The organism is Corynebacterium sp. c7Ub_26 (assembly GCF_053760365.1).
Map to the genome: position 1 here is coordinate 545,424 of NZ_JBSNBL010000001.1, position 11,554 is coordinate 556,977.

The window sequence follows — 11,554 nt, forward strand, 5'->3', positions numbered from 1 at the left end:
GCGGTATTGCCGGTAGGGAAGCAGTTTTCCTGCTTTCTGGCATTGTTGTGATTCGCGAGTATTCGAACCCGATGGCACCAGGGTGTGGAGGAAACCCACACAACCACGTCAGCTGGTCAAGCTGACATGTAGGAAAAACCACTACGTCCGAGCAGAAAGCGAGGAGGGAAGCCGGACCGCTGTGTTCCGCGCCGGGAGCCGGTACATACCACCTGGCACAACGAGCACCTAAGCGTCCCCGATGTGCTTCCCAAGAAATATATGGCTGTTGTAACCATGCGTCAGCTCCTTGACGCCGGTGTCCACTTTGGCCACCAGACCCGTCGTTGGAATCCGAAGATGAAGCGCTACATCATCACGGAACGCAACGGCATCTACATCATTGATCTTCAGCAGACACTGACCTACATCGATTCTGCCTACGAGTTCGTTAAAGAGACCGTTGCCCATGGCGGCAACATCCTCTTCGTCGGTACCAAGAAGCAGGCCCAGGAAGCAGTTGCAACCGAGGCCGAGCGCGTTGGTATGCCATACGTCAACCACCGCTGGTTGGGCGGCATGCTCACCAACTTCCAAACCGTCCACAAGCGCCTGGGTCGTCTGAAGGAACTTCAGGCCATGGACGCAGCGGAGAACGGCTACGAAGGTCGCACCAAGAAGGAAGTCTTGATGCTGACCCGCGAGCGTCAGAAGCTCGAGCGCGTTCTTGGCGGTATCTCCGACATGAACAAGGTTCCGTCTGCGATCTGGATCGTCGACACCAACAAGGAACACATCGCTGTCTCCGAGGCTCAAAAGCTGAACATCCCTGTCGTGGCCATTCTGGACACGAACTGCGATCCCGACGTCGTTGACTACCCGATTCCGGGTAACGACGACGCTATCCGTTCGGCTGCGCTGCTGACTGGCGTCATTGCCTCCGCCGTTGAGGACGGCAAGAAGGCTCGTGCCGAGCGCGCCCAGGCTGAGGCCAAGGCTGCTGCCGGTGACAACGATGCGCCTGTTTCTTCCGAAGGTGAGAGCGCAGAAGCGGCTTCCGACGCTGCTTCCACGGCATCTGAGACGACGGCGACCTCCAGTGATGAGTCCGCAGCCGAATCCTCTGAAGCTGAGTCAAAGTAAGAGCCGTTTTCACATACTGAAGGAGAATTGCTGATGGCGAATTACACTGCAGCTGATGTCAAGAAGCTCCGTGAGATCACCGGTGCCGGCATGATGTCCTGTAAGAAAGCTTTAGAGGAGGCTGACGGCGACTTCGACAAAGCCGTGGAATTCCTCCGCATCAAGGGTGCGAAAGACGTCGGTAAGCGTGCAGAGCGCACCGCTGCCGAAGGGCTCATCGCCGTGTCCGGCAACACCATGATCGAGGTCAACTCCGAGACCGACTTCGTTGCTAAGAACGCCGAGTTCAAAGAATTCGCGGACAAGGTTGCGAAGGCCGCTGATGAGGCCAAGGCTAACTCGCCCGAGGACCTGGCTGCTGTCAACGTCGACGGCACCCCGGCAGAAGAAGCCCTGCAGGCTTTCTCGGCCAAGATCGGTGAGAAGCTGGCTCTTCGTCGCGCTACCACCATCGACGGCGACAACGTCGCTGTGTACCTGCACCACCGTTCCGCAGACCTCCCGCCGGCAGTCGGCGTGATGGTCGCGTACGAAGGTGAAGGCGACGCAGCGAAAGAAGCAGCTCACAACGCTGCCATGCAGGTTGCCGCGTTGAAGGCAAAGTACCTGAAGCGCGAGGACGTTCCGTCCGACATCGTCGAGAAAGAGCGTTCCGTTGCAGAGGCAACCTCTCGTGAGGAAGGCAAGCCCGAAAAGGCCCTTCCGAAGATCGTCGAAGGCCGTCTCAACGGCTTCTTCAAGGACGTTGTGCTTCTGGAGCAGCCCTCCGTCGCTGATCACAAGAAGACTGTTAAGCAGTTGATGGATGAGGCTGGCGTCACCTTGACCGGCTTCCGTCTCTACGAAGTTGGCCAGCAGTAATCTGCTGAGCCTCACCTAGTGAGCGAAACTACCTCGGTTTCTTTTCCTTATAAGGGGAAGAGGGGCCGAGGTTTTTTGCTTTCTGCCGGCAGAAATGATGCCCGAATAGTGGGCGAGTAGCCGGATCGTTATCTCCTCCCACTACCTCCAGGTGTCAAGTTGTGTTCTTGTCCCGAGAGCCAGGTAGGATGTCACGAGGAAAACCGAACGGGTTACCCACTGGCCCCTTCGCTGTCTACGACAGCGTCCACGTTGGTCGGTTCAGGTAGGGTCGCACACTCAACTTCATGAGGAGACATCCAGAATGGCGCAGAATGACGCCCCCAATTCACCTGCTCACGGTCCTCATCGATCACCATATAAGAGGGTCATGCTGAAGCTGGGCGGTGAAATGTTCGGCGGCGGCAAAGTCGGAGTTGACCCCGACGTCGTCGACAATGTTGCTCGTCAGATCGCCGAAGTTGCCCGCAACGGAGTTGAAATTTGTGTGGTCATCGGGGGTGGCAACTTCTTCCGTGGAGCACAGTTGTCCCAGCGGGGAATGGATCGATCGCGTTCCGACTACATGGGCATGCTCGGCACCGTGATGAATTGCCTGGCCCTCCAGGACTTCCTCGAAAAGCAGGGCGTCGAGACCCGTGTTCAGACAGCGATCAACATGGCGCAAGTCGCGGAACCCTATCTTCCGCTCCGTGCCACCCGGCACCTTGAGAAAGGTCGCGTCGTCATTTTCGGTGCGGGTATGGGAATGCCTTACTTCTCGACGGATACCACCGCGGCCCAGAGAGCGCTTGAGATCGGTTGTGAGGTCCTGCTGATGGCGAAAGCCGTCGACGGAGTGTACGACGACGATCCCCGTAAAAACCCTGACGCCACCATGTACACGGAAGTCACTCCGCGTGAATGCCTTGACAAGAAACTGAAGGTGGCCGACGCCACGGCCTTCAGCCTGTGCATGGATAACAATATGCCGATCCTCGTCTTCAATTTGCTCGTTGAAGGAAATATTGCGAGGGCGGTCAATGGCGAAAATATCGGCACGCTGGTTCGTTCGTCTGATAATGATTAATACAGCCATAGTTTGCTAGGCGACATGGCCAATGAGGTGACGACATGAAACCCGCGTGCCCATGGCGTCGCGCTTATTACAACACACTGCGAGGTACACACCATGATTGATGACACACTGCTAGAGAGCGAAGAACGTATGACCCAGTCGGTGGAATACGCTCGTGAAGACCTCACGACGATTCGCACCGGCCGCGCGAACCCGTCGATGTTTAACGGAGTTCAAGCCGAGTATTACGGGGTGATGACGCCGATTACACAGATGGCCACAATCAGCGTCCCGGAACCACGAATGCTGCTGATCAAGCCATACGAGCCCAGCATCATGAACGCCATCGAAAACGCTATCCGCAATTCGGACTTGGGCGTCAACCCGACCAACGACGGTCAAGTTCTGCGCGTCACCGTGCCGCAGCTGACCGAGGAGCGTCGTAAAGAGATGGTCCGGCTCGCTAAGAGCAAGGGGGAGGACGCGCGCATCGCGATCCGTAACATCCGCCGGAAGGGAATGGACGAGCTCAAGCGCATCCAAAAAGACGGCGAAGCCGGTGAAGATGAGGTCCAGGCCGCGGAGAAGGAACTGGACAAGACCACCCACGAGTACGTGTCCCAGGTGGACAAGCTCATTGAGGCTAAAGAAAAAGAATTAATGGAAGTCTAGGGTGGCTTACAACAGAAAGCTCGGGGATAGCTGATGAAGGTAAGTGAGCGCGGTTCCGACGGCAGTTCTCTGCCGCGCCCACGCAACAAGGCGGGGCGTAACGTCCCCGTCGCCATCATTGTTGGCGTTCTACTCGGGGCCTTAATTATCGGATGCCTCATTATTCCGCACGCGTGGTACCCGCTGTTAGCTGTCATCATTCCGCTAGCAACCCTTGAGGTGTCCCGTCGCCTCAAGGAGCATGAGTACGACGTCCCGGTCCTGACCATGCTGGCTGGTGGGCAGCTGATGCTGTGGTTGTCCTTGCCGTGGGGGGCGAGAGGCATGCTGATGGGCTATATCGTGTCCGTCGGCGCGATCATGATCACCCGGCTATTTCACCGTGGAACCCACCAAGCACCGACGAATTACCTTCGCGACATGTCAGTGGCGGTCTTTGTTCTGACATGGATTTCGCTATGCGGAACGGCCGCCGCACATCTCACATTGTTTAACGAGGGAAGTCTTCGGGGATGGGCCGTCATTGCGACGTTCATCTTGTGTGTTGTTGCCAACGATGTGGGTGGTTTTACGGCCGGCGTATTTTTCGGTAAGCACCCACTTGCACCGGCCGTCAGCCCGAAGAAATCGTGGGAAGGATTCGCAGGCTCCCTCGTATTTGCGGCCATAGTTGGGGTCATAACCACCTGGCTGTTGCTTCACCGAGCCCCCTGGGAAGGCATCGTGGTCGGCCTATTTCTTGCCTGTGCCGCCACGCTCGGGGACCTCGTTGAGTCCCAATTCAAACGAGACCTGGGAATTAAAGATATGGGCACGTTTCTTCCCGAGCATGGTGGGCTCATGGACCGGTTGGATAGTCTGCTCCCGGCGGCGGCGATGACATGGATCATCGCGACTGTTCTCCAAATGTGACCGGGCCGCGACGTATTGCCTTATTTTCTCTGTTGGTGGATCTGCCGACGTAACTGAAGCATTCGAACGGACCCAACTGAGAGCATAATGACAGCTCCAATAATCGCAGCGAGGAGGAACCCAACGCCCGCAGGGAACGAGACCGTCCAGAAAAAGACTGTCAACGTGACAGATTCCATGTTCTGGATAATGAAAATAAGAAGAAGCACTAACAGAGCAATTCCGACACTCAGTGCCACCCACGTGCTTCCGGCAACGGAGCCCTGAACGTCAGTCTTATTCTTCATCGGGCCAGCATTGGTGTCGGTTCCCTCCCGATTCACACGACGACGCTCGGTACGCGGCTCATCATCGGAGGAACCAGCAGGGGAGGAGCTACCCGTGGCCCGCTCAGCTTGCTGAGCATCTTGGTTCTGTGCAGCTTCTTCATTTTGTTGGCGCTCGGCCTTCCTCCGCTCACCTTCAGGGGTTGGTCTAACGACGCTCGGTGTGCGTGCCTCGGTGTCACTTTTTCCGTCCACGCGTGGGCGACCCATCGCATTATCGGTCCGAGTCGATTTGTTGTCCTTAGATTTTGGTGATGTACTCATTGCTTCGTAACAATACCTCAACGTCCACCAGCACGTCGGTTCGCTGACATCCCGTCGCACTCACCGTTGGGCTGTGATTGGATTATCCTCTCGTATCGTAGGCAGAATATAAGTAATGACGGAAACACATGCAGAAACACATAATGACTTGGGTCTTAAGCCCGTCGAGTCCCTCAATCGAGCTGATAACAAAGCTCAGCTGAAGTTCGCCGCTCCGCGTCGCGGAAAACCGCCAACACATTTTGCGGATCTGACGGTGGATGAGCAGAAGCAGGCAGTGAAGGATTTGGGGCTGCCGGCATTTCGCGCGAACCAATTGGCCCGCCACTATTACGGCCGATTTGAGGCATCCCCTGAGACCATGACGGACTTACCGGTTGCCGCGCGTGAGCCGGTTCAGAAAGCTCTTTTCCCCGAGCTCATGACTGAGGTCCGCAATATCTCGTGTGACCACGGCATGACCAGGAAGACATTGTGGAAACTACACGATGGCACCTTGCTCGAGTCGGTCTTGATGCGCTACCCGGGCCGAGCCACTTTGTGTATTTCGTCCCAAGCAGGATGCGGCATGGCCTGCCCGTTTTGTGCAACCGGCCAAGGCGGTTTGCATCGTAACCTGTCGACGGGGGAGATCGTGGACCAAGTCCGCGCCGCCGCAGCCGCGATGAGCAGGGGTGACGTTGCTGGTGGCAAAGGCCGCCTGTCTAACGTCGTCTTTATGGGAATGGGCGAGCCGCTGGCGAACTACAAGCGCGTCGTCAGCGCTGTTCGGCAGATTACGGATCCGTCGCCACGCGGATTCGGTTTGTCTCAGCGCAACGTGACGGTGTCGTCGGTAGGACTTGCTCCAGCAATACGGCGGTTTGCCGACGAAGGCCTGTCTGTCACGCTGGCGGTATCGCTGCACACGCCTGATGATGAGCTCCGCGATAGCCTCGTCCCTGTGAACAATAGATGGTCCGTGGAGGAGGTCTTGGATGCCGCTGCGTATTATGCGGATCGGTCTGGGCGTCGTGTTTCTATCGAGTACGCGCTCATCCGTGACGTCAATGACCAAGGGTGGCGTGCGGACCTCTTAGGTAAGAAGCTGAAAAAGGCGCTTCACTCCAAGGTTCACGTGAATGTGATTCCGTTGAACCCGACGCCGGGGTCTATTTGGGATGCGTCAACGAAGCAGCAACAAGAGAAATTTGTCCGCCGGGTGAAAGCACAAGGTGTAGAGTGCACCGTTCGTGATACCCGCGGACAAGAAATTGCCGCAGCCTGCGGTCAGCTAGCTGCGGAAGAAAAGACCGCGTAAAGCTGGGCCAGAGGCCGGGGGACAAAAGACCCAGCAACTAATCTCGTATCAGTTAGTTCCCCTGGACAGCGCGCTGACCCTTCACCTTCACCGTCGCCGGATCAATGTTGAATGAACGCAACTGCGAGTCGGAGAGATCAGCATATGCTCCGCGGAGATTGAGCTGGTCAGCAGCCCAGTCGCGCTCAACATAATCCGTCGGCTTATTGCGAGCGGTCACGGTCCGAACCTGGTTCAGCTTAGGACGCAGAGCGATCAGCAATGCCCCGATGAAGCACAGAGCAGCCGTCGCGATGAGGAAAATATCTTCAACGTGGCCCTTGTGGTTACCAATAAGCATGAACAAGAGGAAAAGGCCACCAACGACGCCGGAGATAATAACCGGACGCCGGCCTAGATCATGCCAACCCCAGTAGGCGGATGGCTCGTCCTTGGTTGATACGCCGTCGTACACTTTTTCATTCGTCTCAGACACGAGAACCTCTCCTCTATCTCTGCCGGAACAGTGACGATCCACGTCTGGTGTATCTGTCCGGCGCGATTCCGCGGGACCAGTGGGGTATTTATTGTCGACGTTTCAGTCACACTGCTGTCGTTTACATTACCCCAAATGAATTCTCAGCCATAGTGAGGCAGCGCGTCGACCATGCCCAATACACCCTGTTGGTGGTGATTCCGTGAAAAGCGGGCGTGGTCTGCACGCAGCAGCGTTCTCTCGTGGAACGCGGTAGGGTTGGCCCTCATGAGTTTCATCGTGGGGCTTGTTTTATTCGCCTTGGGGATCGTTCTGACCATCGCGCTGCATGAATGTGGCCACATGGTTTCTGCACGCGCCTGCGGGATGCGCGTGCGTCGTTACTTTATTGGTTTTGGCCCGACGCTCTTCTCTTTCCGACGGAGGGAGAAGAAAACGTCGGCAGCGGCTGGGCGTCCCCTCATGACGGAATATGGCCTTAAAGCTGTTCCCTTTGGTGGATTTTGCGATATCGCCGGTATGACAGCGATCGATGAGGTCGCCGCAGAAGACGAGCCATTTTCCATGGTCAAGCGGCCCGTGTGGCAGCGCCTTATCGTGTTGCTGGGGGGCATCATGATGAACCTGTTGATCGGCATCGTCGTGATGTATTTCGTGGCTGTCGCGTGGGGGCTTCCCAATCCGAACGTCGATTTGTCGGCAAAAGTTGGTTCTACGCAGTGTGTTCCACAATCAGCTTCCGCGAATAGTTCGTCCCAGGATCCGTCGACGCCTGACTGTAGCGGTCCCGGGCCCGCCGGGGAGGCCGGAATCCGCCAGGGCGATACGATCGTCAAGGTTGATGGTCACGACACCCCGGACTTCACGACGATGGGTGATGTTGTCCAAAAGATCGGACGTGACCACGCGGATGACGCCCATGACCCCACCGTCCCCGTCGTTGTCGAGCGAAACGGTGAAAAGCTAACGGTTGATGTCACTATCCAGCGTGTCCAGCGGGAGACCACGCAGGGCAAGACGGTGACTGTTGGCGCTATCGGGATGACCTGGGAGCGCCCCACCAACATGTATTCACACTACAACGCGCTATCCGCTATCCCGGGCTCCTTGCACTATTCCGGTTACATGATCGGCCAATCGGTTGTTGGTTTGGCGAAACTGCCGGCATCTGTTCCGGGAGTTGTCCGGTCGATCGGCGGTGGTGAGCGCAGTGAGAGCTCGCCCATGAGCGTCGTCGGAGCCTCGGTGGCCGGTGGAGACTTGGTCAAACACGATCAGTGGTCGTCCTTTTTCCTCCTCCTGGCTAGCCTGAACTTTTTCCTCGCATTGTTTAACCTCGTTCCCTTGCCCCCGCTCGATGGTGGGCACGTGGCCGTCACGATCTGGGAGAAGCTCCGCGACATGGTGCGGCGGCTCCGTGGCTTAGCGCCACTTGGGCCCGCTGATTACACCAAGTTGATGCCGCTGACTGTTGCCGTCTTTGTCCTCTTATTCGGTTTTGGTGCGTTGGTCATTGTGGCGGACGTTGTGAACCCCATCAGACTCTTCGGCTAAGACCCGGCGGAGGAACGTCGGCGGGTCGGAGCCTAGAGAACGCTGAACGCTGCTAGGTTTCGTACCATGCAGCGCGTGAGGCTTCGCCGGTACGGTCATGGCGGAAAGAAGATCCTAGCAGTGGCTTCGGTCACCGTTTTGGCGACGTTGAGCGCGTGTACACCGAAACCGGCTGGAGCGCGCGAAGCGGCAACTGATTTCGCCAAGCAGCTCAGCGCGATGGCGTCGTCACAAGATAAAGACGGTGATGCCAATGACGATGAGCCGATTGACCACGCCGATAAAGCGGCCGATGCAACGGACAATAAGTCGGCGGCAGAGGCAAGCATCACGGACTCCTGGAAGGGACTGCAGGCGCAGGACCTTAAAGTCAGCCTGAAAGATTTTTCCTCGTCCGGTGATGTGTCCGTAGCCACCTACCATTACGACTGGACCTTGCCGAAAGATCGTTCACTGTCATACGACGCCAAGGCCACGTTCGCTAAGACGAATCAGGCGTGGAAAGTGCGGTGGAAGCCAGCAGTCATTCACCCTGATCTGGGTTCCGACCAGCATTTAGAGCTTCGGGCGCTCCAGGCGGATCGCGCACCCGTTATTGGGTCGGATGGCCAGGTCCTGCTTGAACCGGGAACCCAATTCCGCGTGCTTCTCACTAAGCATGACTCGGCGACGATCAACCACGTCGCGTCCATCCTCAACGACGGCCACGCATCGGACGCAGGGGTTCCGACGATTGACCCCTCCGACGTCCATCAGTCTGTGAAAAACGTCAACGGCGATTACTCCGTCGCGATGGTGCCTTCACGTGCGCACGACGTCGTTGATGCACTCAAACGGGTCGATGGAGTCACTCTCAACGAGGAACCGGCTCTGGTTCGCCCCGACCCGAACTTCGCGCCTGACATTCTGAGCAGGGTGTCGTCGATAGTGAATGACGAACTCGATGGGAAAAATGGGTGGCAAGTGGCCTCTGTGAATCCCAATGGGGCTGTCATTAAGAGCCTGGAAGAGCAGCAACCGACTCCTGCTCAGTCGGTGAAGATCAGTTTGAGCAAGAAGGTGCAGGACGCTGCACAAAAAGCGGTGGATACCCGTGCGGATACGGAAGCGATGATGGTCGTGATTCGCCCGTCGACGGGTGAGGTCCTGGCCGTTGCTCAGACGGCTAATGCCGATAAAAAAGGTGATCTGGCGCTGACGGGGTTGTTCCCACCCGGATCGACGTTCAAGATGGTGACGGCAACGGCGGGGATGCAGCACGGGTTGGTCACTCCCGATTCCACCGTGCCGTGCCCGGGCACCATGGAAATTGGAAGCCGCGTTGTGCACAATTACAACGATTTCAGCTTGGGCAATGTCTCCTTGACGAAGGCGTTTGCACAATCGTGCAACACCACCTTCGCGGACGTGTCCAGCAAGCTGAAGCCGGGGGAGCTGAAATCTACTGCCCAGCAGTTCGGCATCGGGCAAGACTACAAGATTGACGGGTTGGACACGCTGACAGGTCAAGTGCCACAGGCCGATGAGCTCGTGGATCGTGTGGAAGGTGGCTTCGGCCAGGGTAAAGACTTGGCAAGCCCGTTCGGCATGGCTCTTGTTGCTGCCACCGCTGCAGCGGGGAAAACTCCGACTCCTACCTTGATCGAATCCCACAAGACGACGGTCAAGAACACCAATGTGCCGACGATTGATCCCCCCACCATCGACAAACTGCGCGGGATGATGCGAGCTGTCGTGACGTCGGGTACGGCTCGTGCTATCGCAGGTGAGGGCGATGTTTTCGGTAAGACCGGTGAAGCTGAAGTCTCCGACGGGGCACACGCGTGGTTCGCTGGTTATCGGGGCGATCTGGCCTTCGCCACTCTGATCCCCATGGGTGGCGGGTCGGAACACTCGGTTGCCATCACCCAGTCCTTTTTCCAGAACTTGGGTGGCGACGGCTAAAACGCTGGCCGGCTCGCACCTAAACTGCCGACGACGAGCGCACGCGGTCGGCCTCACTGAGCGCAAGTGGTCGCCCGCATCGGCGTCGTTAATGGACCGCGCTACCATGTGGTCATGATTAACGGTTCAGCAAAGAAATCTCACACGTCGGAGTCACAGCGTCACGATGGTGATCGTGCGCCACTCAAGCCCGGACATGCCACTCCTATCCGCCATGTCCCGGCCCATATCCCGCGTCCTGAATACGTTAACAGTGGCAAAGAGCCTCAAGAGGGGATTGGGGAACCCCTCGTTCAGACTCCCGAAAATATTGAGCGGATGCGCGAAGTGAGCGTCATCGCGGCAAATGCCTTACAGAAGGCGGGGGAAGCAGTTCAACCGGGAGTGACGACGGACGAGCTGGATCGGATCGTTCACGATTACTTCATTGAGCACGATGCCTATCCGTCCTGCTTGCATTACCGCGGCTACCCCAAAGCTAGTTGCATCAGCCTCAATGAGATCGTGTGCCATGGGATTCCGGACACCACCGTCGTGCAGGACGGTGACATTGTGAATATCGATGTCACGGCATTCAAAAATGGGGTCCATGGTGACACCAATGCAACGTTCCTGGCTGGGAATGTCTCTGAAGAGCATAAAAAGCTGGTCAAAGTCACAGAAGAAAGTATGTACCGGGCCATCAAAGCGTGTAAGCCGGGCCGGCCTGTGAACATGATTGGCCGTGTGATTGAGTCCTATGCTCGCCGTTTCGGGTACGGGGTGGTGCGTGATTTCACGGGTCACGGCATTGGAACCACATTCCACAATGGACTTGTCATTTTGCATTACGACGCTTCATGGCCGGATGACATTATGGAACCGGGGATGACCTTCACCATCGAACCCATGATCACGCAAACGGAGAACCTCGATTACCGCGTGTGGGATGATGATTGGACCGTCCAGCTGACGCAACCAGGAAACTGGACTGCCCAGTTTGAGCACACCCTCGTCGTGACTGAGGACGGCGTTGAGATTTTGACACAGCCAGACTTCTCCATTGACGAAGCGTGAAAATCGAACGT

The 11,554-nt window shown here is 57.0% G+C and carries 11 protein-coding genes; 9 read left to right on the plus strand and 2 right to left on the minus strand.

What is annotated here, in order from left to right; all coding sequences use genetic code 11:
- The first annotated feature begins 261 nt into the window (after nucleotides 1-261).
- The 5 genes from rpsB to ACWORE_RS02345 all read left to right on the plus strand — a co-directional run bounded on the left by rpsB (nucleotide 262) and on the right by ACWORE_RS02345 (nucleotide 4,624).
- The gene (rpsB, locus tag ACWORE_RS02325; protein WP_046202456.1) at nucleotides 262-1,122 is read left to right on the plus strand and encodes a 30S ribosomal protein S2; all 861 of its coding nucleotides are present in this window, start codon (nucleotides 262-264) and stop codon (nucleotides 1,120-1,122) included.
- A 33-nt stretch (nucleotides 1,123-1,155) separates the two neighbouring features.
- Entirely contained in the window at nucleotides 1,156-1,983 is an 828-nt protein-coding gene (gene tsf, locus ACWORE_RS02330; RefSeq protein ID WP_455302352.1) for a translation elongation factor Ts, read from the plus strand.
- Nucleotides 1,984-2,287: 304 nt separating this feature from the next.
- Nucleotides 2,288-3,052: a UMP kinase gene (gene pyrH, locus ACWORE_RS02335; protein ID WP_012731799.1), complete on the plus strand. Its 765-nt coding sequence runs from the start codon at nucleotides 2,288-2,290 to the stop codon at nucleotides 3,050-3,052.
- A gap of 102 nt (nucleotides 3,053-3,154) precedes the next feature.
- Entirely contained in the window at nucleotides 3,155-3,712 is a 558-nt protein-coding gene (gene frr / locus ACWORE_RS02340; RefSeq protein ID WP_012731798.1) for a ribosome recycling factor, read from the plus strand.
- 33 nt (nucleotides 3,713-3,745) lie between these two features.
- Complete coding sequence (locus ACWORE_RS02345; RefSeq protein WP_455302353.1) at nucleotides 3,746-4,624, plus strand: phosphatidate cytidylyltransferase; 879 nt, start codon at nucleotides 3,746-3,748, stop codon at nucleotides 4,622-4,624.
- Between the two features lie 20 nt (nucleotides 4,625-4,644).
- Here the strand turns inward: ACWORE_RS02345 and ACWORE_RS02350 are convergent, their stop codons facing one another.
- Nucleotides 4,645-5,214 carry a LapA family protein gene (locus ACWORE_RS02350; protein ID WP_406604700.1) on the minus strand — a complete coding sequence of 190 codons (570 nt, stop codon included), beginning with the start codon at nucleotides 5,212-5,214 and terminating at the stop codon, nucleotides 4,645-4,647.
- Nucleotides 5,215-5,329: 115 nt separating this feature from the next.
- Between ACWORE_RS02350 and rlmN the strand changes: the two genes are divergently transcribed.
- Nucleotides 5,330-6,514 (plus strand): 23S rRNA (adenine(2503)-C(2))-methyltransferase RlmN, encoded by a 1,185-nt coding sequence (rlmN, locus tag ACWORE_RS02355; RefSeq protein WP_406604699.1) that lies wholly within the window; start codon nucleotides 5,330-5,332, stop codon nucleotides 6,512-6,514.
- A gap of 52 nt (nucleotides 6,515-6,566) precedes the next feature.
- Here the strand turns inward: rlmN and ACWORE_RS02360 are convergent, their stop codons facing one another.
- Entirely contained in the window at nucleotides 6,567-6,989 is a 423-nt protein-coding gene (locus ACWORE_RS02360) for a DUF2631 domain-containing protein (RefSeq protein ID WP_296135869.1), read from the minus strand.
- Between the two features lie 267 nt (nucleotides 6,990-7,256).
- Here ACWORE_RS02360 and ACWORE_RS02365 point away from each other — a divergent pair, with 267 nt between their 5' ends.
- The 3 genes from ACWORE_RS02365 to map all read left to right on the plus strand — a co-directional run bounded on the left by ACWORE_RS02365 (nucleotide 7,257) and on the right by map (nucleotide 11,543).
- Nucleotides 7,257-8,543, plus strand: a complete 1,287-nt coding sequence (locus tag ACWORE_RS02365) for a M50 family metallopeptidase (RefSeq protein ID WP_455302355.1) — start codon at nucleotides 7,257-7,259, stop codon at nucleotides 8,541-8,543.
- A 66-nt stretch (nucleotides 8,544-8,609) separates the two neighbouring features.
- Nucleotides 8,610-10,487, plus strand: coding sequence for a penicillin-binding transpeptidase domain-containing protein (locus ACWORE_RS02370; protein ID WP_455302356.1), 1,878 nt, complete (start codon nucleotides 8,610-8,612; stop codon nucleotides 10,485-10,487).
- Between the two features lie 114 nt (nucleotides 10,488-10,601).
- Entirely contained in the window at nucleotides 10,602-11,543 is a 942-nt protein-coding gene (gene map, locus ACWORE_RS02375) for a type I methionyl aminopeptidase (RefSeq protein ID WP_406604695.1), read from the plus strand.
- Nucleotides 11,544-11,554 lie beyond the last annotated feature (11 nt).

Coding starts and splice junctions, on each gene's coding strand:
- pyrH (WP_012731799.1), top strand. CDS start 2,288: ATGGCGCAGAATGACGCCCCCAATTCACCTGCTCACGGTCCTCATCGA.
- tsf (WP_455302352.1), top strand. CDS start 1,156: ATGGCGAATTACACTGCAGCTGATGTCAAGAAGCTCCGTGAGATCACC.
- frr (WP_012731798.1), top strand. CDS start 3,155: ATGATTGATGACACACTGCTAGAGAGCGAAGAACGTATGACCCAGTCG.
- ACWORE_RS02365 (WP_455302355.1), top strand. CDS start 7,257: ATGAGTTTCATCGTGGGGCTTGTTTTATTCGCCTTGGGGATCGTTCTG.
- rlmN (WP_406604699.1), top strand. CDS start 5,330: ATGACGGAAACACATGCAGAAACACATAATGACTTGGGTCTTAAGCCC.
- map (WP_406604695.1), top strand. CDS start 10,602: ATGATTAACGGTTCAGCAAAGAAATCTCACACGTCGGAGTCACAGCGT.
- ACWORE_RS02350 (WP_406604700.1), bottom strand. CDS start 5,214: ATGAGTACATCACCAAAATCTAAGGACAACAAATCGACTCGGACCGAT.
- rpsB (WP_046202456.1), top strand. CDS start 262: ATGGCTGTTGTAACCATGCGTCAGCTCCTTGACGCCGGTGTCCACTTT.
- ACWORE_RS02345 (WP_455302353.1), top strand. CDS start 3,746: ATGAAGGTAAGTGAGCGCGGTTCCGACGGCAGTTCTCTGCCGCGCCCA.
- ACWORE_RS02370 (WP_455302356.1), top strand. CDS start 8,610: ATGCAGCGCGTGAGGCTTCGCCGGTACGGTCATGGCGGAAAGAAGATC.